The 22,380-nt window shown below is 42.6% G+C and carries 20 protein-coding genes and 1 pseudogene; 15 read left to right on the forward strand and 6 right to left on the reverse strand.

Annotation, left to right across the window (positions count from 1 at the left end; genetic code table 11):
- Positions 1 to 6: 6 nt before the first annotated feature.
- The 4 genes and pseudogenes from DC20_RS20295 to DC20_RS22720 all read left to right on the forward strand — a co-directional run bounded on the left by DC20_RS20295 (position 7) and on the right by DC20_RS22720 (position 3,723).
- On the forward strand, positions 7 to 1,251 hold the full coding sequence (locus DC20_RS20295) for an ABC transporter permease (protein ID WP_169788210.1): 1,245 nt from the start codon (positions 7 to 9) through the stop codon (positions 1,249 to 1,251).
- Between the two features lie 4 nt (positions 1,252 to 1,255).
- Positions 1,256 to 2,308 (forward strand): ABC transporter permease, encoded by a 1,053-nt coding sequence (locus tag DC20_RS20300; protein WP_062545522.1) that lies wholly within the window; start codon positions 1,256 to 1,258, stop codon positions 2,306 to 2,308.
- Between the two features lie 143 nt (positions 2,309 to 2,451).
- Positions 2,452 to 2,754: a hypothetical protein gene (locus DC20_RS20305; protein WP_169788211.1), complete on the forward strand. Its 303-nt coding sequence runs from the start codon at positions 2,452 to 2,454 to the stop codon at positions 2,752 to 2,754.
- A gap of 269 nt (positions 2,755 to 3,023) precedes the next feature.
- Positions 3,024 to 3,723: pseudogene (locus tag DC20_RS22720) on the forward strand (IS1 family transposase).
- Positions 3,724 to 4,070: 347 nt separating this feature from the next.
- On the opposite strand, the gene DC20_RS20315 reads toward DC20_RS22720, so the two are convergent.
- Entirely contained in the window at positions 4,071 to 4,379 is a 309-nt protein-coding gene (locus DC20_RS20315) for a hypothetical protein (RefSeq protein WP_062545524.1), read from the reverse strand.
- A 750-nt stretch (positions 4,380 to 5,129) separates the two neighbouring features.
- Here DC20_RS20315 and DC20_RS20320 point away from each other — a divergent pair.
- Positions 5,130 to 5,534, forward strand: a complete 405-nt coding sequence (locus DC20_RS20320) for a response regulator (protein WP_062545525.1) — start codon at positions 5,130 to 5,132, stop codon at positions 5,532 to 5,534.
- Between the two features lie 555 nt (positions 5,535 to 6,089).
- A complete protein-coding gene (locus tag DC20_RS20325) occupies positions 6,090 to 7,856 on the forward strand; it encodes an APC family permease (RefSeq protein ID WP_062545526.1) in 1,767 nt (588 codons plus the stop codon).
- 134 nt (positions 7,857 to 7,990) lie between these two features.
- Here DC20_RS20325 and DC20_RS20330 read toward each other — a convergent pair whose 3' ends face one another.
- Complete coding sequence (locus tag DC20_RS20330) at positions 7,991 to 9,229, reverse strand: PAS domain-containing sensor histidine kinase (RefSeq protein ID WP_062545527.1); 1,239 nt, start codon at positions 9,227 to 9,229, stop codon at positions 7,991 to 7,993.
- Between the two features lie 457 nt (positions 9,230 to 9,686).
- Positions 9,687 to 10,772, reverse strand: a complete 1,086-nt coding sequence (locus tag DC20_RS20335; protein WP_062545528.1) for an AI-2E family transporter — start codon at positions 10,770 to 10,772, stop codon at positions 9,687 to 9,689.
- A gap of 274 nt (positions 10,773 to 11,046) precedes the next feature.
- Here DC20_RS20335 and DC20_RS20340 point away from each other — a divergent pair, with 274 nt between their 5' ends.
- Both DC20_RS20340 and DC20_RS20345 read left to right on the forward strand, forming a co-directional pair.
- The gene (locus DC20_RS20340) at positions 11,047 to 11,286 is read left to right on the forward strand and encodes a hypothetical protein (protein WP_062545529.1); all 240 of its coding nucleotides are present in this window, start codon (positions 11,047 to 11,049) and stop codon (positions 11,284 to 11,286) included.
- A gap of 204 nt (positions 11,287 to 11,490) precedes the next feature.
- On the forward strand, positions 11,491 to 12,795 hold the full coding sequence (locus DC20_RS20345) for an erythromycin esterase family protein (protein ID WP_062545530.1): 1,305 nt from the start codon (positions 11,491 to 11,493) through the stop codon (positions 12,793 to 12,795).
- Between the two features lie 161 nt (positions 12,796 to 12,956).
- On the opposite strand, the gene DC20_RS20350 is transcribed toward DC20_RS20345, so the two are convergent.
- Positions 12,957 to 14,072 carry an SDR family oxidoreductase gene (locus tag DC20_RS20350; RefSeq protein WP_071885518.1) on the reverse strand — a complete coding sequence of 372 codons (1,116 nt, stop codon included), beginning with the start codon at positions 14,070 to 14,072 and terminating at the stop codon, positions 12,957 to 12,959.
- A 374-nt stretch (positions 14,073 to 14,446) separates the two neighbouring features.
- On the opposite strand from DC20_RS20350, the gene DC20_RS20355 reads away from it, so the two are divergent.
- Positions 14,447 to 15,625 carry a Gfo/Idh/MocA family protein gene (locus DC20_RS20355; RefSeq protein WP_062545531.1) on the forward strand — a complete coding sequence of 393 codons (1,179 nt, stop codon included), beginning with the start codon at positions 14,447 to 14,449 and terminating at the stop codon, positions 15,623 to 15,625.
- A 57-nt stretch (positions 15,626 to 15,682) separates the two neighbouring features.
- Here DC20_RS20355 and DC20_RS20360 read toward each other — a convergent pair whose 3' ends face one another.
- Together DC20_RS20360 and cysM are read right to left on the reverse strand one after the other, a co-directional pair.
- Positions 15,683 to 15,922 (reverse strand): hypothetical protein, encoded by a 240-nt coding sequence (locus DC20_RS20360; protein ID WP_062545532.1) that lies wholly within the window; start codon positions 15,920 to 15,922, stop codon positions 15,683 to 15,685.
- 199 nt (positions 15,923 to 16,121) lie between these two features.
- Positions 16,122 to 17,000 carry a cysteine synthase CysM gene (gene cysM / locus DC20_RS20365; RefSeq protein WP_062545533.1) on the reverse strand — a complete coding sequence of 293 codons (879 nt, stop codon included), beginning with the start codon at positions 16,998 to 17,000 and terminating at the stop codon, positions 16,122 to 16,124.
- Between the two features lie 398 nt (positions 17,001 to 17,398).
- On the opposite strand from cysM, the gene DC20_RS20370 reads away from it, so the two are divergent.
- The 6 genes from DC20_RS20370 (at position 17,399) to DC20_RS20395 (ending at position 22,345) form a co-directional block, all read left to right on the forward strand.
- A complete protein-coding gene (locus DC20_RS20370) occupies positions 17,399 to 18,022 on the forward strand; it encodes a hypothetical protein (protein ID WP_062545534.1) in 624 nt (207 codons plus the stop codon).
- Positions 18,023 to 18,089: 67 nt separating this feature from the next.
- Positions 18,090 to 18,335 carry a winged helix-turn-helix domain-containing protein gene (locus DC20_RS20375; RefSeq protein WP_394331553.1) on the forward strand — a complete coding sequence of 82 codons (246 nt, stop codon included), beginning with the start codon at positions 18,090 to 18,092 and terminating at the stop codon, positions 18,333 to 18,335.
- Positions 18,336 to 18,412: 77 nt separating this feature from the next.
- Positions 18,413 to 19,657 (forward strand): DUF4153 domain-containing protein, encoded by a 1,245-nt coding sequence (locus DC20_RS20380; RefSeq protein WP_062545536.1) that lies wholly within the window; start codon positions 18,413 to 18,415, stop codon positions 19,655 to 19,657.
- An 81-nt stretch (positions 19,658 to 19,738) separates the two neighbouring features.
- Positions 19,739 to 20,029, forward strand: a complete 291-nt coding sequence (locus DC20_RS20385; RefSeq protein WP_062545537.1) for a hypothetical protein — start codon at positions 19,739 to 19,741, stop codon at positions 20,027 to 20,029.
- Between the two features lie 107 nt (positions 20,030 to 20,136).
- Entirely contained in the window at positions 20,137 to 20,409 is a 273-nt protein-coding gene (locus tag DC20_RS20390; RefSeq protein ID WP_062545538.1) for a hypothetical protein, read from the forward strand.
- Between the two features lie 304 nt (positions 20,410 to 20,713).
- A complete protein-coding gene (locus tag DC20_RS20395) occupies positions 20,714 to 22,345 on the forward strand; it encodes a serine hydrolase domain-containing protein (RefSeq protein ID WP_169788212.1) in 1,632 nt (543 codons plus the stop codon).
- The last annotated feature ends 35 nt before the right edge of the window (positions 22,346 to 22,380 follow it).

A 22,380-nucleotide genomic window follows, 5' to 3' on the forward strand; every position in this document is an offset into this window, starting at 1 on the left:
AAAGGAATGCTGGAGGAAAATTCCGCAGTTTATGGAAACACAAATACAAATACCTTAAACCAGGTAAGAGATGATTTCCTACATCGAAAAGGACTAGACCTGCCCCTTTTCTATTTTGATTTTATTCAATTAGGCAAAATAAAAGCAGAACAGGTGCCATCTACTCAGGAAGACAAACCTTGGACTACTGCCGCGGTTATGAGGCATGGAGTAAAAGGCACACATGCTTTTTATGTGTTTTGGCAAGAATGGGCCAAAAACGTAAAAGAAAATGATAAAATCAGACTTTTCTCGAAACTGCTTTACTGGGCTGAGGAGAAAGAATATGCTTCAGTAAATAATTTAGGAAAGGAAATTATTCTATATCTTCTAAAAACTCCAAATAGTGCAAATCTACAGTTAGCAAATGCTTGGAAAAACCTTCAGGAGAACGAAGTTCCTTTCCACTATCATTTACCTTTCTCAATTTGGAACGGAAGTAACAATATTTACCACCAGTGGTTAAGCAACTTGATCATTGGTGAGCTAGGTTTCTCTAATCAAGACCAAACTCCCGTTTTAGAAAAGATTAAGGCCGCATTTCAGGTCTCGTCATCTTTGGCCTTGGCAGGATTGATAACAGCGCTATTCCTTTCCTTTTTAGGTAGCCTTTATTTATCACAAAATCCCACTTCTGTTTTTACCCAAGTGTGCCAAAAATTTTTATACCTGTTAGATAGCATACCTGGTTTTTTAATTGCGCTAGGTATTTTTGCCATTTACCTTTCATTAGGTGGCACCCTCTCTTTCTACCTTTATGGGGAAGCTACAGAAAGCCTTTTTCAACATTTCTTAAATCCTTCTGTATTATTAGGTAGTGTTTGCATCGCTTTATTAGTGACCCCACACCTCACTTTACAATTTGTGCAGGGGCTTCTTGAACAGAAAAGCAAGCTCTACTTTAGAACTGCTTTAGGTAAAGGTTATTCTTACAAAAAAGCAATGAGGAAGCACGCATTGCCAAATACCCTTGTGCCTACCATTACCTTGTTAAGTGAAGTGATTATAAGCTTAGTAGCTGGGGTGTTGGTAGTGGAAATTACGTTTTCTTTGCCAGGAATAGGGAGTTTGTTTACTGATTCTATCATAAATGGTGATTATCCAGTTATGGTAGGCCTAACTCTTTTGTTGCTGGTATTTAGATTAGGGGTAGTATGGCTTTCAGAACTAGCCTTTGTATTTATTGATCCAAGAATGAAGAATAATCTGTAGATCAATGAACTTAGCATCTACTTGGCGTTCTCTCTCTATCATTGAAAAGTTTTCCTTAATCTGGTTCCTGTTATTTTCTGCATCAGCGTTGATTGCACATGTTCTAACTATTCTAGGGAAAGAACCTGTTGCCTATCCGGAGCAATCATTTTTAGCTCCCTTTGAATCTTATGATCATTTGTTAGGAACTGACCACCTAGGAAGAGATTTATTATTCTACCTTTTATTGAGTTGCAGAAGCGCATGGTTGTTAGCCATTCCTCCCTTAGTGATAGCTACTGCTTTTGGAATCTTAACAGGAACAAGTGCAGCCATCCTTGGAAATACAGGGTTAAAGATTTCTTCCTTCAAGCTTATTATCTTATCCTTCTCTCTCCTCCTTTTCTTTATTCTTCATGAACCGTTAGTCAAATTGGTAGATATGTGGGGAAAGGGCTACCTAAAGTATTTTATTTATAGTGGGACCTTTTTGTTGCTAGCTTTAATAGCAATGAATAAACTACCCCTATACATACCTTTAAAAAAAAATCTTATAGTACCTGTAGATGAAGCCCTACAAAAGATTATAAATGTTTGGTCTACCCTGCCTAAGTTACTTTTACTTCTAGTTCTAAGTGCCTTTACTCCCTTTTCTATCTATAGCTTAATGGGATGGATATGTGTGACATACTGGGTACTCCCTGCTCGTATAACGAGGGCAAGTGTCTTGCAGTTAAGAGAAGAAACTTATTATGAAACAACAAAGGCTTTAGGAACCCCCTTTCAGAAGGTTTTTATTCAATTTATATGGCCCTCAATCAAAGGTCCAATTTTAACAAACTTTTGCTTTGCAGCCTCTGGCTTACTAGGCATTGGTTCTACCTTAGCTTATTTAGGGATAGGCATCCCGCCTGATGTACCTTCCTGGGGGAAGCTTCTAGCAAATTCCCGTTATTCAATTGATGCTTGGTGGACATTTGTATTCCCAGCTTTATTGCTTCTTCTAAGTATCCTTAGTTTACAATCAATTGGGAACAGATTTTCTTCAAAAGCTAACTACGAATCTGTTACTAAATAGTAAATTAAATTAAATTAAGGCCTACTTTATTAACAATAAAAGCTTTTAAGGGGCATTAAATCAATTTTAAGTTTATTAAATTATATAATTTATAAACAAATAACAAGTTCTTCTTTATTAGATTCTTTCCTATTTATCACTCTTTGCTCCTATTATTATTGTATCATAATAAAGAGCAACAGGAAATGAATGTATCTGGGAAAAGTTTAATCACTACTTTAAATAAGCAGTTTCATCCAAGAGTAGCCTTACAGGTTACTAAGAAACCTGGTGGGCAAACTTCTAGATCTTTATTTTTCAAGATAGAAAATTTCTCTTCTAAAGCAATAGGAAACTTGGGAGAATTTTCAACCACTTCATTGTCTGAAGGGTTTGTACTGGATGGCTTCTTTCTAGGCACTTTTGAATTTGATTCACTCACTGGGCATCCAGGTATAAGATATTAAAGTTTTGAGTTGTCTTCCGTAGCCCCCCATGCGAAAGTTAGTGTTTTGTTTCAGTTTTTTTGTTGTTTGTCTGTTGCCTGCCGGCTTGTCACCGGCAGGCTTTTTTTATGCATTTTGATGTAAAGCACAAGAAAACATGTACAAAACTTTATCTACATTAATGTATTGTAGTTTTGAATTAAGGAATGAACACCTAAAAATTACTAGGTTGTGGTCTACAATGTATGATGTTGGAATAAGTAGGGCAGCAAGAGTGTTTTCTGGAAGTTATGTGCGAGATAACTATCCGGGTAAACTGCCCCTACTGGCACGGAGTGAAAGTAGTGAAAAACGGCATGAAGCGTACGGGCAGGCAGAATTTTATGTGCCGGCTTCGCCGAAAGCAGTTCCAGCTTGAGTATGCGAAGGCTGGCTGCCGGCCAGCGGTTAGACAGCTGGTGCTGGGCATGCTGGTGCGCAATTCCGGCGGCCGCGACGTTGAAGAAGTGACAGGCGTACACCGGCAAACGGTGCTCAGGTGGCTGAACCAGAAGGCGGAGAGCCTACAGGTAAAGCCCCGCCTCGAAGCATACAAGTCAGTGCAGATGGATGAGGTGTGGACCTTTGTTGGCCAGCGCAAGAAGCGCAAGAGGTGGCTTTTTTACGCCTACGCACCGGAAACCGACGAGGTGCTGGCCTGGAGTTGGGGGAACCGCAGCCAGAATACGGTCAGAAAGCTTTACAGGCAACTGCAGCCACTAAACATCGGTTGGCTTTGCTCCGATGACTGGCCTTTCCCACCAGGTACTCCCACCGGAAAAGCACCTGGTGGGAAAGGCCTACACCAAGAACATTGAGGGGGTGAACCTGTGCTTGAGGACTAGGAACAGAAGAATAGTCAGGAAAACGGCTTGTTACTCGAAAAAAAAACAAAATCACTATAACGCTATGAAGCTAATATTTTACTACCGAAACCATCATACATTGTAGACCACAACCAATTACTAAAACTTAAGTAAGTAGCATGACCCTAAAGCGCACAATGAAAGTATGTAAATGTGGTTAACTTGATTTCAAGGCTGGTACCTATATTTTCATATTTATTTATATACATCCTCTAACAGTACATACTGCTGTAGCTTGCTTTATTTTAAACGCTAACTGTGTTTGCAGTGAAAATAAAGAATCAATAAGGTTGTAGCTCTGTAAGGAAGACCCATGTAAAAAGTAAACATGAGTTTGTCTTAGTAAAACTTCTATCCATCTCGAAGATGAACTTCCGTTAGGGCCACTTCCTTCATTTAGAATGAAAATCCCATAATTATTTAGAATTAAATTTAATCCTCCTTTGGCAAAGCGCTTTTCATTTTTTTCAGGAATTCAGAAAGAGCCGAAAAGGCTATCCTACCTCCCACTAAAGTAGTATCCATTTTAATTAGATTTTCTGCTTTATCAAGTTCGCGTGAAGTTTTGGAAATTTGTTTTAGCAGAGTTCCATTGTTTTCAATAGATTCTATTTCCTGCAAAACATGTTTTGCTTTGGAAATAATGGATAAAGCCTCTGTTGACTTTAGGGGCTTTGTTGGCTGGAACTCTAATTCCCCAACTAATGATTGTAATGTATTTAAAGCTGTATTGTTTTCCATTTATAGTATATATTTTTTTAAAGCATTCAGAACAAGTTTACAATTCAGTTAAGCACTTTCTTGAATTTATAGATTGTGAGACTTCAAAGTACAAAACAACATTCACTCTAAAAGCAAGTGAGGGTAAATAAAAGCGGGCAATCCAGTTCAATCCTGAATGCCCGCCTTAAAATGATAAGTAGAATGAAAAAATGCTAACGGTTGTTGATACGAAGTCTTGCAAGTGAGGTTTCTTTACTAACCTTGTAATTCCCAAGAATAGCTTCAAAGAAAATCTTACAGAAGAAACATGTAACCTCCAAGATGGGAGTTATCACCTTTATCAGCACCTACTCCCTCTTTTGATAATATAACTTTAAAGCTATCAATATTAAAAATAAGGTTTCATCTTGAATGCCCCCGTTTGATCAATCTCACCTCCTAAACATTTATAAAATTTATCTTTATGAAAGTACTTGATTGTATCATTATCAAAAACAACATGTAAATCGGAATCTATCCTGTATTAAAAAGAAACTACAAAAATGAATATTACTGATTGTTTAAGAAACAAGAGGACAAAATTTCTATTCTCACTTAAGCTATAGCATCTCACAAAAAGGCACTGGCAAGTAGACAAAATTACAGATATTGACTCTACAAGTCTTTTCGTGTCAATTGACACAACCCTATTTGCATATTCGCGGTATGTTCGGTTTACACGTACTAGTGGAAGATTAAAATACTGATTACTTATTATAGAGAACCCCTGTGAGAAAAATTAATACTGTCCTGGTAGTAGATGATGATGATGCAGCCTTGTTTATTGCAAAAAAGGTTTTAGGTAAAATGGAACTGGCTGAGAACATAATCACTGCAAAAAATGGACTTGAGGGATTTCAATTGATAAAGAACGCAAGCACAGCACCTGACTCAGCAGAGACCTTCCCGGGATTAATCTTAATTGATCTTAAAATGCCAGTTATGAATGGCTTCAAGCTTATTGAGGCCATGGGTGGACTGTCGCTGCCTTTCAAGCCTGTGGTAGTGGTCCTTACTTCCTCCCAGAACACTATAGATATGGAGAAAGCCAGGAATTTAAAAACCGATGGTTATTTGGTTAAACCTATCAAACAGGAATCCATCGAGCAATTGTTAGGTGAATTGATGGTTTAATATACTTTAGATTTTACAACCCTTATATAAAACTCATACCCTTAGTATGAATCTCTCTTATTTTTAAAGGAAAGCAAGTCAGGGTATAAAAACTGCCGGCATTCTTCTAAAAGGTTGTAACAAGTTATATAGATGTTTTTCAGAAAATGAACTTAAACCCTGTTTTATGTAATAACAAAACAGGGTCCTTTTCAAGCCTATATTATTAAATATAACTAATTCTGTTTTTAACCTATTTCTTGGAGATGATTCAAATCATTTAGAACACCAACTCATAAGAAGCAAACAGAAATACAGCTAGTCTCCTTTCCCTGAATCCTCTTCCACTTACTCGGGCACCCTTGAGAGAAAGACGAATCAAAGTTGGTTGAGCAGCTACATTCATTAATTGTGTTTACCTTCTATTTTTGTTCTCTCCTCATTTTCTATTTAAATACCTATATCATTTGCTACCTATAAGTGGCCTTGAACATTTTTACTAAAGAAGGACCCTTCAACATACTCCATACATTTTCTTCCAATATATCGTATACTGCATAGCCTTTTCAGATATCGATGAAGAAAGACCTAACCAACGCTGTCTCCCCTTCGCATGCACCAAAACTAAAAGAGCTAGCTGCCACTGCTATCTGCGGGAATGATATAACTTCTTCATGTCTTTATGTCTCAGCGTTAGCCATCATATATGCTGGACAATATGCTTGGGTAGCCCTCCTAATGGTAGGCGGAGTTCTTTTTTTATTTCGGAGCATTTATGCTGAAGTGGTAGGTGCACTCCCTTTGAACGGAGGAGCGTACAACGCATTACTTAACACTACCAGCAAAAGCACGGCTTCTCTAGCTGCTTGCCTTACCCTTTTATCTTATATGGCAACGGCTGTCATATCAGCCAGTGAGGCCATGCACTACGTGCACCATTTATGGGAAGGTTTGCCCATCATAGCGTCTACTATTGCGCTTTTGGCCTTTTTTATGGGGTTAACCATCATGGGTATTGGGGAATCTTCCATTGTTGCTATTATCATCTTTATCACGCATATTTCCACCCTCACTCTTTTAGTCATTGTAGGATTTATCTACTTGTCTAACAATGGATTTGACACCCTTGCCTTAAATTACAGCCAGCCCTTACAGGGAAGTATTTGGAGGGCACTTTTTTTCGGCTTTGCTGCAGCTATGTTGGGGATTTCTGGTTTTGAGAGTTCAGCCAACTTTGTGGAGGAGCAGGCGCCTGGCGTTTTCAGAAAGACTCTCCGGAACATGTGGTTAGCGGTTACCATCTTTAATCCACTTACAGCTTTCCTTGCTATTGCCATCATTCCCATGACGGAGGTTGCCGAACACCAGACTGCTCTGCTGGCTTATCTAGGCGAAATTGCCGGAGGAAGCTGGCTTGCCATACTTGTTTCTGTCAATGCGGCTATGGTCTTAAGTGGGGCGGTGTTAACTTCTTATGTTGGGGTGACAGGGTTAGTACACCGCATGACGCTGGACCGTTGCCTCCCTCAGTTCCTTCTCATTACAAACAAAAGAGGGTCTGCCTTCCTGATCATGATCAGCTTCTTTCTTCTGTGTGTTTCTATTTTGCTGATTACAGGCGGGGACATTGGGGCATTGGCAGGAGTTTACACCATTTCCTTTCTTTCTGTGATGGCCTTGTTTGGCGTAGGCAATATCCTGCTCAAAATGCGCAGGAATCGCTTACCTCGCCCGGTGAGGGCTTCTAATCTAGTTTTGTTTGTAGCTATTTCAGCCGTATTAGCCGCTTTAGTGGGAAATGCCATCCTGAACCCAACGTATATGTGGGTTTTCCTGAAGTACTTTATTCCTACGGTTTCAGTGGTTTTCATCATGCTATTCCGGATAAGGCTGCTTCGCTTCTTTACCTACCTTTTACAGCAAATAGAGCGGCCATTGGCTAAGATTCTCCCCTGGACCTCTTACACCATGATGCGCCTGATCAACACTATCAGGTCACAGGAATTTGTCTTTTTTACTAGGGGCGATAACATCGCTAACATAAATCAGGTAATGCGGTACGTGGTTGAAAATGAACAAACCAGCCGGATCAAGATTGTGAATGTGCTAAGGGAAGGAGAAGAAGAGCCTACCAAATTAATGCATGAGGTAGAGGTGCTGGACCGAGCCTATCCTGAGTTGGAAGTAGACTTTGTAATTTTAAGGGGTCATTTCGGCCCAGAACTTATACAGGAACTCTCTACCAGATGGGGTATTCCGAAGAACTTTATGTTCATAGGCTCACCCGGTGACCGCTTCATTTATGGAGTGCAGGAATTGGGAGGAGTTCGCTTAGTAATCTAAAGCTCGAAATAGTAGCTTACGTGTTTATGGTGTCTTTTCTGAAATTAATGCAGTATCAGAAGACGTATAGTCTAATACTTTTATAATCCTGCACAAGGTGTAACTTGTAACATCAAGGTTTTTATGGTTCCGGTTTAGTTAGTTGGAAGGTTGATCAGGAAACTGGTTCCTCTCCCCTCCTGGCTGCTTACCTCTATACTTCCTCCCATAGAATCCAGGTGAGACTTGATTAGAAATAAACCCATGCCACGGCCTTCTGTTTGAGTATGAAAACGTTTATACAACCTAAAAACATTTTCTCTGTTTTTCTGCAGGTCAAACCCTGAACCATTATCTGAAAAGGTAGCGTCTACCCCACCAGCTGGTTTTTTGCGGCACTTAATGTTTATTTCCAATCTTCTTCCATCAGCCCGGTACTTGATGGAGTTAGAAAGCAAATTAGAGACAATGCTGTATAAGTAAGCCTTATTCACCTTCACTTCCAGTCCATCAGTAATGTCCAGGTTTATGGTAGCGCCGGCCTCTCTAAGCTGTCCTTCCAATGCTGACATGGCTTGTAGAATTACTTCTTTGAAATTAACTTGCTCTCGCTCAATATTCCCTCTCCTGTCCCTTACACTTAAAATGGTGTTCATGTCCCTCAGAACCGTATCCATTCGGTACAAGCTTAATCTTAGGAAGGAGAGTGATTTGTCAAAAGTAGCCGAAGTTCGGTCTGCCCCCGCCAATAAATTTGCCAACCCTATGGCGTTAGCTACTGGGGTGCGCAGGTTATGTGACACAATGTAGGTAAACTGTTGTAGGTCACTGTTTTTCCTGTGCAGGTCCTTTGCCAGTTCTGACAATTCTATTTCTTGGGTAGTTTTGGAAGGCTTTTCTAATACAGGGCTCAAATCATGCTGAAAGCAGGCAGAAGCATAACCTTTGATCAAATTCTGATCAGGTTCATTTCTATACTCTTTTTCAATTTCGTCCTGCTGCAGGCTGCTAACTACAAGTCCGGTAATATCACGCCCTACGCAGAACATCACTCCTTCTTCTTCAGACCAAACAACAGACCATAAAATTCTGACTTCGGACCCGTCTTTGCAGATAAGCCTGTTTTGCAGATCGCGTCGCTTAAAACCATTAAAAATAGCTCTAAGGTCCTGTTCCGTATCCAGGCGGTCCTCTGGGTGTAACAACTCTGTAAAGTGCCGGCCCTCCAACTCCCAAGTTTCAAACCCAGTCATACCCAAGCTAGCGGCATTTACATGAGTATAAAACCCATTTATGTCTAAGGTGCAAAAAAGGTCTAATGTCACATCAGCCATTTTTTCCCAAACTGCTTTATTCAGGGATTTTCTGGTTTGGAACTCTTCTAATAGCTGCATACAGAGGTTTGGTTGGCTTATCAGGGTAATTACGTCATAAATATAAAGGAATTTTAATATACCACAAACCTTTACATAGGTTTTTCTAGCTATAATTAGATAAAATAATGATATAAAAATAAGCTTTGTTACCTACTCTGTTTAAATATAGAACCATTCTATGATACAACCTTCAGGCAAAGGTCAAAATCATGTTAGTTGTCTACAACTTACATGCGACTTAACTCATGAAGTAAATTCTGCTGATAGTTATAGAAGGAGTGGAATATAATGAACTGAGGTTTACCGCTTGTTTTAGCAAAATAGCCTTTAAACGGTTTTGTATATGCAATAAGGTAATCCAGGTAATTCTTATATACCCTCAAAATACAGAACAACCCGACAAAAAGAGAGAAATCGTATCAGAATTATTTTTATAAAAAAATAAAAGAGTGTTTTGCACTCTATATAGCTCACCTTAGCTTTTAGAGAATGGGTGTTTGATTTTCTCCATCCACTTCGGCTCTTCCATGTCATCCTCCAGCAAAAAGCCGTAAGGATACAGTTTGGGAATATGATCACAGATAATCCTGATGATGGCGAACAAAGGCTCAAACAAGATCATACCCGGCAGGCCCCAGATCAACTCACCTAACACAATGGCAAAGATGGTCATGATGGGGCTGAGGTTGAGTTTAGATCCCATTACTATTGGCTCTATGAGGTTGTTGTCTATTACCTGAGCCACTACTAAAACACAGATAACCGGAATAACCATGCCCGTTGACCCACTTACAAAAGCCATGAGTATAGGGAAAGCTCCGCCAATAATGGAACCTACGTAGGGAATGATAGTGGGCAAAACGGCTATTAAACTAATGAGTAAGGCATTTTTGATTCCTATTATAGAGAACCCAATGCCGTAGCAAATGGCCAGGAATAACATAGACATAAGTCGCCCGGTCAGATACTGAGCCGCAACCTTGGTTATTTGCTGCAGTGTTTCTTTCGTAACCGGCTTCTCGTCACCAGAAAAAACTTTCAGGAAAAAGGCTTCATACTTCTCACGTTTCCACATCAGGAAGAAAAGGTAGAGAAGCACCAGAGTGAATGAGGTGATAATCCCCATGATGCCTTTAACCATGGTGGTAAGAAATTTATTAGCCGACTGTGAGAATTTAGAAATCTGCTCCTGTACAAACGTTATCTGTTCCTGTGGAGCAACCCCATATTGTTGCTGAATCCACTGCTGAATCTGCACCATGGTTTGCTGCAGCTTGCTTTGAATTTGGGGCAAATCTTTGGAAAAGCTTACCGCCTGAAGCGAGATGATAAGAAAGAAAACCCCTATAAAAAGCAGAATCAGGAGAATGCATAAAAGGGTTGCCGGAATACGGCCTACTCCCCTTGCCTCAAGCCAACGGCTCACCGGAGTCATAAGCATGGCTAATATAATCGCAAAGGCCAGCGGAATAAAGAATACTTTGCCGTAGTACAAAGTGATAATAGAGAGTATCCCAAATAGAAGAACGGCATTTACCCGATTAATAGAGACGTTGGTCATTGCTTATGGTATAAGGATCTAGGAAATAAATATCTAAGCCAATCAAGTATGTAAACCTCTATACCTCTTAGTGCTTCTTTTTCAAAAAGGAAGCAGAAACCCCAACCTTCCTACAACTTCACCACATCCTAATAAAGGTTCATACCATTCAAAATAATCCTTAAGAGCACAGTTAAGCTTTTATCTATCAACTTTATAAGCTTCCCTTTTCTAAACGTATTCCTCCACTGAACGTTTAATCTAAGTAGTGACCACACCTTAAAGTAAAAGACTTATGGAAGAGGGAGCTGAAGTATTCTTAGGCTTAGGCCTGATTAGCCTGTTAATAGGTTTAGTGGGATTCGTGCTGTACATCCTGAGCATTATCTGGGCGTACCGTGATGCAGAACGAAGAGGTAAATCTGGTATTCTGATAGCCATTCTGGTAGCCTTTGCTGCCTGGCCATTAGGGTTAGTCATTTGGCTGCTCATAAGGCCCAGCGGGTATGGCAACAGGTACAGAGAAACAATTTAGAAGTAGTGATTTACATTCCACCAGAAATCAACTAGTAGCGCTGGTGGAATGTAAATCACCTCTTTTTGTCTTATCCTTCTTCTGTTTCTCTCGATCTGCTTTGTTAGTGAACCACTTGCTAAGTATCATAGTAGACGCTTAGTTACATTAACTTCTTTTAGAGCCTTTTTTCAAATATTTAAGTCTTTTCTTTCCCCCTTAACCATGACAGATTTCACTTCTAAAGCCAGAACTGGCCTTGCTAAACTCTGTCTTCCTTTGCAGAACTCCCAAGACCTTGACCCTTTGCTTGAAAGAATTGGAGACGCGAAATATGTGCTCCTGGGCGAAGCTTCACATGGCACGCATGAGTACTATACCTGGCGAGCTGAAATTTCCAGGCGCCTCATCCAGGAGAAAGGCTTCTCCTTTATTGCGGTAGAGGGTGACTGGCCAGACTGCTTCGAAATAAACCGGTGGGTAAAAAATTATCCAGATACTGCTGAATCAATAACTGATGTGCTCACCCAATTTGATCGCTGGCCTACCTGGATGTGGGCCAACTGGGAAATAGCCGCCCTGGCAGAATGGATGCGTAAGTACAACAACGCTGTACCTAAAAGCCAGCGGGTGGGATTTTACGGGCTGGATGTCTACAGCATGTGGGACTCCATGAAAATCATTGTAGACTATCTGGAAAAAGAAGATCCCGAAGCCGCCGCTTATGCAAAACGTGCCATTAACTGTTTTGAACCCTATGGAGAAGAAGAGTCGTACGGTATTGGCCTTAGCAGGATGAAGTCTAGCTGCCGCGAAGCGGTGTTGCAATTGCTTTTGGAAGTAAGGCAAAAAGCGGCTCACTATAACCATGCTCCTGAGGCAGGGCTGAATGCTGAGATCAACGCCTTAGTAGCAGCCAATGGAGAGAAATACTACCGGTCCATGTCGGCTTTTGGCGACAACTCCTGGAATGTGCGTGACCGCCACATGGTGGAGGCCCTGAACACGATCATGAATTACCACGGCCCCGAAGCCAAGGTAATTGTGTGGGAGCATAACACTCACATAGGTGATGCCCGTGCCACTGACATGGCAGACGAAGGAATGTTGAATGTGGGCCAATTAGTACGCGACCAACACAAGCCTGAGGAAGTAGTGTTGGTTGGCTTCGGGTCATATGAAGGCACCGTAATAGCTGGCCGGATGTGGGACGCTCCCATGCAGGAAATGCCGGTTCCACCAGCTATTGAGAAGAGTGTAGAGGAGGTACTGCATTCAGCCTCACAGGAAAGCAAGTTGCTTATTTTTGACCAGCAACCTGCCTTGAGAGAATACTTCCGGGGCTGGATGGGGCATAGAGCTATAGGAGTGGTATACCGGCCAGAACGGGAAAGAGGCAATTATGTGCCTACTAAACTGTCGGCAAGATACGATGCCTTCCTGTACCTTGATAAAACCAGAGCCCTGCACCCGATACACTTGAAACCAGCCGGTCAGAAAACTCCTGAAACTTTCCCCTTCGGAATGTAAAACCTTGTTTTATTAGCTTTTAGGTTCGTTTTGCTGAAAATACCTCCAAAAGAGGCATCACTTAAAAGCACACTACTCTTCCCTACATAAATAAAACAGGAGTCACCGAACTACATTTCGTATCCAGTGACTCCTGCCTTGCTATAATTAAAACTATATGGTTACTCTAAATCACTGATGATGACTGTTCTTTGAATGATTAGGTCCTGATCACCCTCTCCTGTGGTTTCATCTAACCCCTGGTATCTGTTTGTACCAAATTTACCTCCAGAATTCTTTTTAGAGGTATTGACCAGAGCTGCAATGGCTGCTCCCACTCCAAAGACAATCGCGCCTGTTGCTACAGGGTTCAATTTAGCACGGGTGTAAAGGCTGGTTTTCATGACGTAGCCCTGGTAATTACCCCGTACATTTCCGTCAGAGGAAGGACGGTGCAAAGACCCTTCTGAATTCACAGGCGGTTCATCGCGGAGTTGCTCCTGAGTCATAATTTTAGAACTCACCCAATCCATGGCGGCAGGGAAGCGTTTGTTCAGGGCGCTCATCACTTTTGCACCGCCGCCTACCATGATGTCACGGTACGGATGCTCGGCAGCGTGTAAAATGGCATTTGCAACTTCTTCCGGTTTATAGACTGGTGCTGGTAAAGTTTGCGCCTTTCCAGTATAGTTTTTGGCGTGCTCGGGGAACGGGGTATCAATGCCGGCAGGCTTTATAAGGGTAACTGAAACCGGGGCCTTGTCCTCCATCAATTCTATACGAAGTGCATCGGTGAAACCTTTCACGGCATGTTTGCTAGCCGCATACATTCCCTGCAGGGGAACGGCCACATCAGATACTTCACTGCCCACGTTGATAATGGCTCCTCCTTTTTCTCTCAGGTGTTTGGCGGCCAGCTGTGAACCATAGACAATGCCCCAGAAGTTGGTGTCAAAAAGACGGCGGTTGTCCTCATCAGAGACCTCATCAATGCGGCCGTAAACCGAAAGACCCGCATTATTCACCCAGGTATCAAATCCGCCACACTCTTTGATGGCTACGTCAGCAATCCATTGTACTTCTTCCTTGCGCCCCACGTCGGCTACGCAGTGATACGCTTTTCCTCCCTCGTTTCTGATTTGCTGTTCAATATCAAGTAGTGCCTCCCTGTTACGGGATACTAAAATAACGGTGGCACCTTTCTTAGCGGCAGCCTGCGCCGTCGCCAGCCCAATTCCGCTGGAGGCTCCCGTAATAACGATTACCTGTTCCTGAATCGGTTTCAATGAATATTTCATACAATTTTATTTTAGGGGGTAGTTTTCAATCTAAATAGACTTACCATTTTTTACGAAGTCTATACCCTTTAGATGCAAACTCGAGCTAATTAGAGTAAACAGTCACCAAAGGCTGGGCTTTTCCCTTAAGGTTTTTTACACCAAATCCTTTTGTCACACTACTCGCATTAATTTTGATTTCCATTACTCCATTAATAAAAAGTAAGCGTTGGTGCCAACCAAGAGTTGAGGGTCGTTAAAACCAAAACCATAAGAAATAGTTTTGGTCTTCAGATTAAATCCATTTCTTAACCTAAGAAGCTGACCTATAGGAAACTTATGTATCTTAAATGGGTAAAAAGAAATTATCCATTTAGACGATAAAATTTCCGTCCATGAATTCTACCGGCCATACTCCAGACCGCAACCGCCGCACCTTCCTGAAAGGATTAACGCTCACCATTGGCTCCTCTGTCATTGGATTACCACTTCTTTCTTTCTGCTCAGACGGTTCGGCAGGAAATGCCCCCGAAGAAATGCGTAGCGATGAAGAGAGTCCCCAAAAACGTAAACTGGGGATAGCTTTGGTAGGTCTGGGAGGATACAGCACTCATCAGCTTGCCCCTGCCCTGCAGGAAACAAAGAACTGCTACCTGGCAGGTATTGTCACGGGCACTCCCGCCAAAGCTGAAGCCTGGAAAGCCAAATACAAGATTCCAGACAAGAACATCTACAACTACCAGAACTTTGATCAGATTGTCAATAACAAAGACATTGATATTGTGTATGTGGTCCTGCCCAACGCCATGCACGCGGAGTTCACCATTAGAGCAGCCAAGGCTAAAAAGCACGTCATCTGCGAAAAACCCATGGCTACCTCAGTAGAAGATGCCCAGCGTATGTTGGAAGCTTGCCGCCAAAACAAGGTGCAGCTAGCCATTGGGTATCGTTTGCACTATGATCCCTTTCATCAACGGGTAATGGATCTTGGTCAGAACAGAATCTTTGGGAACGTACAGAGCATTAGGGCACACAATGCCTTTGACATGGGTGCAGGAAGCTCCAATAGTTGGCGGGTTGACAAGGAAAGAGCCGGCGGAGGGCCCCTGATGGACATGGGCATCTACTGCGTGCAGGCAGCTTGTTACACCATGGGGAAAGCACCTGTTGCGGTGACTGCCACCTTTGGGGAAGTGACAAGACCTGAATTGTTTAAAGAGGTGGAACAGTCCATCAACTGGAAAATGGAGTTCGAGAACGGAGTAATTGCAGAATGCTTTAGCAGCTATTCAGACCGGGAAGATTTTCTGGAAGGCAAAGCAGAGAAAGGCTGGTGGCGACTAGGCCCCGCTTTTGGATATGAAGGTAAAAGAGGCGAAACCAGCCAGGGCAAAATGAATTACCCCAACATATTTGAGCAAGCAAGCCAAATGGATGGGCAGGCCGAAAGTTTCCGGAACAACAAACCTTCCATTGTACCAGGTGAGATGGGTTTGAGAGATGTAAAGATCTTGATGGCTATCTATGCCTCTGCCCGTGATGGAGGAAAACGGGTGCCTATATCTTATACTTAAATCAGAACATCTAAAGGCTAGGAGAAACAACAAGCCCTCAGGTAAAGGGAGTGGTTTCTAGAGCGACTCCCCACCAATTCCCTGTATCCGGAGAATTTCTGATGTAAAACCTGCCTCCCTTAGGGCATTTTCTACTCTTTGTGGGTCCAGTCCCTTACCGGCAACACTTAGAATGTTCTCCTCAGTAGAGGTATCTATCTCCCAGTGCACCACCTCATCCAATTTATCTAGAAATGGAGCCGCTTTGGCCATTCTCCTATCATCAGAAATGTTAGTCTTAAATTTTAATACTTCCATAGCGAAACACGTAAACAATGCTTTTTACTCTTGATTGGAAGTTTAAGTTACTGCTGTATATTGAAGTATGAACTAACATCACTTCCACAATGTGAGAATCATCAAGTGAAAAGCTGAACTGTTTTCCTACCGCTGCTTATGCTCCAATTCTTATTAGGAGATTTTACCACTAGGGGAATAGTGTCTGTTTTTGAAAAAATCAGCCGAAAAGGTCTGTGCTCAGGTAGCGGTCTCCCCTGTCACAAACAATAAAGACAAAAACTCCTTCTTCCAACTCCTGTGCTAAATGATAACTGGCCTGTAGAGCGCCCCCGCTGCTCATACCGGCAAAGATTCCCTCCTCTTTCGCCAGTCTTCTAGTCATGTCAGTAGCCTGCTGTTCACTGATATCTATAATGCGGTCTACTCTCTCTTTTTCGTAAATCTTAGGAAGGTATTCCGGGGACCACCGCCGAATACCTGGGATGTTAGCCCCTTCTGAAGGTTGAGTACCTACAATCTGAACAGAGGGATTCTGCTCTTTGAGGTACCTGGACACCCCCATGATCGTACCGGTTGTACCCATGGCAGAAACGAAATGGGTCACAGCACCTTGTGTGTCTCTCCAGATCTCTGGACCGGTAGTGTGGTAATGGGCAAGATAGTTATCGGGGTTAGCAAACTGGTTAAGCAAATGAAAGCCTTGCTTCTCAGCCATATCCTCTGCCAGCTCCCGGGAATACTCAATGGTCTTTTCTGCCGGAGTTAAAATCACCTCCGCGCCGTAAGCCAGCATGGCTTTTACCCGCTCTGAGGTGGAGTTGTCTGGCATGATCAGGGAGATCTGGACACCAAGAGCTTGGGCAATCATAGCCAGGGCAATGCCTGTATTTCCGCTGGTTGCTTCTACAAGCTTGTCCCCTGGCTTTACTTCACCCCTCTCCATGGCACCCTTTATCATGCTGTAAGCTGCCCGGTCCTTCACGCTGCCCGCAGGGTTCTGGCCTTCCAGCTTGCCGTATATTTTTACCTTCTTGTTAGGATTGATATTGTTAATCTCCACCAACGGTGTATTTCCGATCAGGTCGAATAATGTCATTTAGTTTCTTTTATGATTGCTTAGAAGCCTGGTTACCCGTTTACGGAAGTTCCTGCTGATTAGTAAAACTCTCCACTTACAACAGAAAAAATCAATTCTCAAACGCAAAACATGAGCACGCTGCCTAAAGTTAGGCAACTTCACCCCTAGTTAGAAACGGAACGTGTTTTCAACTTTCGGATAACACTCGGGTTTTTATAGAAAGAATATGTGGTACCTCTTCTTTTCCCCTCCTTTTCAAAAAACAGGTGTTAAACTAAAACAGGTGAGCTTAGGTTTGATGCCGTATTTAGAAGTAACCTAATAAAATAAAAATTTCTTAATCCTGCATCAATTTTTCTCATAAACCTTGTTAATTCTAAATACGTTATTAACTTTGAATCGCAAAGTACTTTAATATGAACCCACAGCAAGACCAACTAGAAGCCCTGCACGAGATCCGTAACATCATGGATCGTTCTTCGCGCTTCATCTCGCTTAGCGGATTATCCGGTGTTTGTGCAGGCTTGTCGGCTTTGTTAGGGGCGGCAGTGGTAAAATGGTACTTCAGCCAACATAACATCAACTACTACTATGATTTAGGCAGCTACTTAACCAATGAAGACATACAGTTCCTTTTAACTGTAGCAGCCGGTGTGCTGGTACTTGGTTTTTGCACGGCTACTTACTTTACGGTTCGTAATGCCCGCAAAAAAAACCAACGTATCTGGGACAACCAATCCAAGCGGCTGGTCTTGAATTTGGCCATCCCCTTAGCTACTGGTGGTGCATTTTGCGCTGTCCTTATCTACCATAACATTCTCTACCTGGTTGCTCCGGCTATGCTGGTTTTTTACGGGTTGACCCTGCTTAACGGAAGCAAGTATACCTTAAGCGATATCAGGTATTTAGGTATCTTTGAGATTATATTGGGTTTAATTGCCAGCATTTTTGTGGCGTATGGATTGATTCTTTGGACCGTTGGATTTGGCATACTGCACGTAGTATACGGTGCGCTGGTGTACTTTAAATACGAGCGCTAGCAGACTTGTGAAGAGATACCTTGAAAATATAAACAAAGCCTTTGAGAGCAGGGCAAGGCTAGGCATTATGTCGGTGCTAATGGTAGAAGACAAAGTAGATTTCAACACCTTGAAGGAAACTTTGCAACTCACTGATGGCAACCTGGCTAGCCACCTCCGAGCATTGGAAGAAGCAGAATACCTGCGCGTGGAAAAGCAGTTTGTAGGTCGTAAACCTCAAACTACGTACCACGCCACCGATGCCGGCCGTGAAGCTTTCAAAAGCCATTTAGATGCTTTAGAACAGCTAATTTTAAATAACAGGAAATCCTAGATATTTTTTTGAACATTTACTTTGCTTTTCAAAGTACTTTAAATAAAATAATAAAACACCTTTAAACCTTAAAAGCCATGCGTTACGAAATCATTTCTAACCTAGAAAACCCCAGACATTTGGAAAAGTTGTACCGAGGCAACAAAGCGCCCTTTAAACGGGAGTTCAGCGGAATCTATCCTGAGTTAAAAGGAAATATTCTTGCTGACTACTGGAATGAGCGGCTGAACTACGAAACAGATGATATTTCCTGGGGAACCCGAAATGAACTCCTGTTTGTGATCTTTGCCTCCCTTATTGCGGGGTTACTTGCCAAGGTGCCAGCTATGTTCAATATCAATGAGGAGTACTTTTATCCTCGCAATATCAGCTTCCTGGTATTCCCATTCCTTGCGGCTTACTTCGCCTGGAAAAACAAATTGCAGGTAAACAAAATAGCCTATTTGACGGGTGCAATAATAGCCTGTCTGGTGTATATCAATCTACTGCCAAACACCACGCAAAGCGACACTCTTATTTTAGCCTGCCTCCATTTGCCTTTGCTGCTATGGGTTATACTTGGCTTATCATTTTCAGGCAAGGAACTCAGCAACTACCAAAAACGGCTAGATTTCCTTCGCTTTAACGGTGACCTGGCGGTTATGTCAGCTTTATTAGTGATAGCTGGCATCATGATGACGGGGATCACCATTGGGTTGTTCTCTCTCATCGGTTTCAATATTGAGAAATTCTACACCGAGTATGTGGTAGTGTTTGGGGCTGTTGCAGTACCTATCGTAGGCACCTTTCTCACCCAAACCAATCCGCAACTGGTCAACAAAGTGTCGCCGGTTATCGCTAAGATATTCAGTCCATTGGTTCTGGTAATGTTAGTAATTTACCTGGGTGCTATCATCTTTTCTGGGAAAGACCCTTATAACGACCGTGAATTTCTTTTACTGTTCAATCTCCTTTTAATTGGAGTGATGGCCTTGATCTTCTTCTCCGTTGCCGAAAGTTCTACGAAAGAAAGGTCTCTTTCCAGCATATGGGTACTTCTTCTACTGTCTGTGGTAACGGTGGTAGTAAACGGGATTGCTCTTTCTGCTATTTCCTTCCGGATTTCAGAGTGGGGAATCACCCCTAACCGGGTGGCAGTGCTGGGTGGTAACGTGTTGATCTTAGTACACCTGCTACTTGTAACAGTTATGTTGTATAAAACCATCACGAAGAAAGCAGCAATAGCCGAAGTAGGAAGAGCCATCGCCTTATACCTACCGGTTTACTTTATTTGGACAATAGTAGTGGTTTTCCTTTTCCCCCTAATTTTTGGATTCAAGTAGAAGTTTCACCTCTGCAACTCCAGGAGCGGAACACAACAGAAAAATCGGTTCACATAAGTTTAAATTCTGAAAACTAAAATCATGAACAAGGCATTAAATTTTGGAGGCAGTATTGTAAGCTGGTTTTTTGGACTAGTTGTTTTTGCCATAGGGTTGGTAAACACATTCTGGGGAAACGACCCCGGGTTTGGACTCTTTCTGATCCTCCTCTCTTTCGTTTATTTTCCTGCGGCAAACAGGATGCTCAAGCTAAGGACAGGCTACTCTATTCCAATTTTAGTGAAGTTTTCCTTAGCCATTTTCATCATTGTTGCAGCTTTGGGGGTGGGCAAGTTGTTTGATAAAATTGATCTTATGATGATGGATATATAAGACCTTATTAGCTCCCTAAAATAGTTAGCTAAAAGGGAAAATAGAAGAAATGGAAAACAAATATTTCAAGAATATTTACAGAAAAACAGCTTAATTAATAGATAAATATGGAAGCCAATTATAGTATGTCCACCCTCCTCAACTGGATATTTGGCACACTGGTATTAACCATTGGAGTGTTAAATCTGTTTTTGGTGCACCCTGTTCCCGGAATCACTTACCTACTTCTATCCCTCCTTTACTTTTCTCCGGCCCATCTAATTTTCAAAAGATGGTTTGGTTTCTCTATCCCCATTTTAGTAAAAATCATTTTGGGGTTAGTCATCATCCTGTTCACGTTTGGGGTGAGTGATTTAGGAGACATGATTGATAAGCTGTAAAATTTTTGGTACCATTCCCTAAAAAAGTTGCTTTCAGTTTCTCCTCAATTATAGAATGAATGATGGTTAAAAAACTAACAAACATCGTTGCTTTCATTCCACAAACCTGATACATGATTTACCTTTTTTTGCCCATTAACTTTGTGTTACAAAGTACTTTTCAAAGCATTTACAGAAAACTAAACTTTTAATTCATTTAAACACAAAGTATATGAAATCAGAAGTCAACAGCATTCCTAATTTAACTTATGATTGGTTAACTGAAAACCAAGCTCTATCCCTAAGCAGGCCCATATCTTCTCTAATGACACTGCTGCTAATTTCCCTCTTTGGAAGCACCGCCACTTTGGCGCAGGACAAAACAGGTGAGATTGACAAGATCTTCGATTGGGCTAAGCAGGAAACACCCGGGTGTGTTTGCGCGGTCTCGCAGAACGGGAAAGTAGTTGTAAACCGCGCGTACGGATCTGCTGACCTGGAGCGTGAAGTGTCCTTAAATCCAAAAACCATCTTTGACATAGGGTCAGTAAGGAAGCAATTCATTTCTGCCGCGGTTCTTCTGCTGGTGGAAGAAAAGAGTCTTTCTTTAACGGAGGACATCCACAAATACTTTCCGGAACTGCCAGGCTACGGCAAAAAGATTACAATAGACCACCTGCTCACCCATACCTCTGGCCTGCGTGACTGGACCGGTATGTTGCCACTGGCCAATGGAAAACCAGACGCCCTGACCCTCATTCTACGTCAGCGAGGTCTCAACTTTGCGCCCGGGGAAGAATGGTCCTATTCTAACAGTGGCTATGTGCTCCTGACAGAAATTGTGGCACGCACAACTGGGATCCCATTTGCTGAATTCGCACGTAAACGCCTGTTCGATCCGCTTGGTATGAAATCAACCACCTACGTCACCAACATGACGGACGTAGTCAAGAACCGCGCTCTTGGGTATGAAAAGCAGAAAGACGGCTGGAAGCTTGATATGTATTTGGGAAATGACCGGGGCGGCGGAGCCATCCTCAGCACCGCTGGTGACTTAATCATCTGGAACGAGGCATTAACCAATGGCCGCTTAGGAGCATTTGTTAGCGAAAAACTTCAGGAACCTTCAAAGCTGAACAATGGAAGAAAGCTGGGTTACAGCCGTGGCCTGTTCCTGGAAACTTACCGCGGGGTCAAAGAGGTATCGCATTCTGGCGGAGCAGCCGGGTACCACTCCTGGTTGGGCCGCTATCCGGAGCGCGGCTTATCCATCGCGGTGCTGTGTAATTCAGACGCCATGGGTGCTACCGCACTCGCGCACCGCATTGCAGATGTGTTTTTACCTTCCACAGACATGCAGCTGGCTACTGATGGATTGCCACCCGTTTTCACCGGAGACGCTTTGGCTGAATTAAACAGCAACGCGGGATTATTCATGAACGAAAAGACTGGCGAAACGCTGCGCCTGGTGGTGGACCGCGGCAGATTCAGAATCGCTGGTGGCCCCGGGCTAGTGTCCGTAACCCCAGGTACTTTCCGCCGTTTCGGAGCCTTCGTGCAATTTATGTCGCAAGACGAATTTGAGCTGCACTTCCTTTCACCAGACCAGTATGACCTGATCACCATGGAAGGACAAAAATACCGGTACAAGCGTGTCCAGCCTTTTACGCCATCACCCGCCGATCTACAGGCCCTTGCAGGCCGGTACACCAGTGACGAACTCGGTGCTTTTTTCGATATATTTTCTGGAAAAGAGGGTTTTATGGGTCGAGCCAACGATGCGCCTGGACCAGGGTTCTCATTCAATGCTATCAATAAAGATACCTACCAATTAGGCGGGGTTACAGTGCGCTTCCTGCGAGACAAAGCCGGGAAAGTAGTCGCCCTTGACTACAGCAATCCAGTGGTCCGCAACATCAGATTCACGCGCATATCTAATCTAACCAGCCGTCGGTAACTTCTAAGTGAATTCAAATAGCACTTACCTTCTAT

This window comes from Rufibacter tibetensis (genome assembly GCF_001310085.1).
Taxonomy (GTDB): domain Bacteria; phylum Bacteroidota; class Bacteroidia; order Cytophagales; family Hymenobacteraceae; genus Nibribacter; species Nibribacter tibetensis.

What these genes read in the sequence shown, in the direction of transcription:
- DC20_RS20380 (WP_062545536.1), top strand. Translation starts at nt 18,413, where the DNA reads ATGCGTTACGAAATCATTTCTAACCTAGAAAACCCCAGACATTTGGAA.
- DC20_RS20390 (WP_062545538.1), top strand. Translation starts at nt 20,137, where the DNA reads ATGGAAGCCAATTATAGTATGTCCACCCTCCTCAACTGGATATTTGGC.
- DC20_RS20370 (WP_062545534.1), top strand. Translation starts at nt 17,399, where the DNA reads ATGAACCCACAGCAAGACCAACTAGAAGCCCTGCACGAGATCCGTAAC.
- DC20_RS20355 (WP_062545531.1), top strand. Translation starts at nt 14,447, where the DNA reads ATGAATTCTACCGGCCATACTCCAGACCGCAACCGCCGCACCTTCCTG.
- DC20_RS20340 (WP_062545529.1), top strand. Translation starts at nt 11,047, where the DNA reads ATGGAAGAGGGAGCTGAAGTATTCTTAGGCTTAGGCCTGATTAGCCTG.
- DC20_RS20375 (WP_394331553.1), top strand. Translation starts at nt 18,090, where the DNA reads ATGTCGGTGCTAATGGTAGAAGACAAAGTAGATTTCAACACCTTGAAG.
- DC20_RS20360 (WP_062545532.1), bottom strand. Translation starts at nt 15,922, where the DNA reads ATGGAAGTATTAAAATTTAAGACTAACATTTCTGATGATAGGAGAATG.
- DC20_RS20335 (WP_062545528.1), bottom strand. Translation starts at nt 10,772, where the DNA reads ATGACCAACGTCTCTATTAATCGGGTAAATGCCGTTCTTCTATTTGGG.
- DC20_RS20345 (WP_062545530.1), top strand. Translation starts at nt 11,491, where the DNA reads ATGACAGATTTCACTTCTAAAGCCAGAACTGGCCTTGCTAAACTCTGT.
- DC20_RS20315 (WP_062545524.1), bottom strand. Translation starts at nt 4,379, where the DNA reads ATGGAAAACAATACAGCTTTAAATACATTACAATCATTAGTTGGGGAA.
- DC20_RS20295 (WP_169788210.1), top strand. Translation starts at nt 7, where the DNA reads ATGCTGGAGGAAAATTCCGCAGTTTATGGAAACACAAATACAAATACC.
- DC20_RS20385 (WP_062545537.1), top strand. Translation starts at nt 19,739, where the DNA reads ATGAACAAGGCATTAAATTTTGGAGGCAGTATTGTAAGCTGGTTTTTT.
- DC20_RS20350 (WP_071885518.1), bottom strand. Translation starts at nt 14,072, where the DNA reads ATGAAATATTCATTGAAACCGATTCAGGAACAGGTAATCGTTATTACG.
- cysM (WP_062545533.1), bottom strand. Translation starts at nt 17,000, where the DNA reads ATGACATTATTCGACCTGATCGGAAATACACCGTTGGTGGAGATTAAC.
- DC20_RS20300 (WP_062545522.1), top strand. Translation starts at nt 1,256, where the DNA reads ATGAACTTAGCATCTACTTGGCGTTCTCTCTCTATCATTGAAAAGTTT.
- DC20_RS20395 (WP_169788212.1), top strand. Translation starts at nt 20,714, where the DNA reads ATGACACTGCTGCTAATTTCCCTCTTTGGAAGCACCGCCACTTTGGCG.
- DC20_RS20330 (WP_062545527.1), bottom strand. Translation starts at nt 9,229, where the DNA reads ATGCAGCTATTAGAAGAGTTCCAAACCAGAAAATCCCTGAATAAAGCA.
- DC20_RS20325 (WP_062545526.1), top strand. Translation starts at nt 6,090, where the DNA reads ATGAAGAAAGACCTAACCAACGCTGTCTCCCCTTCGCATGCACCAAAA.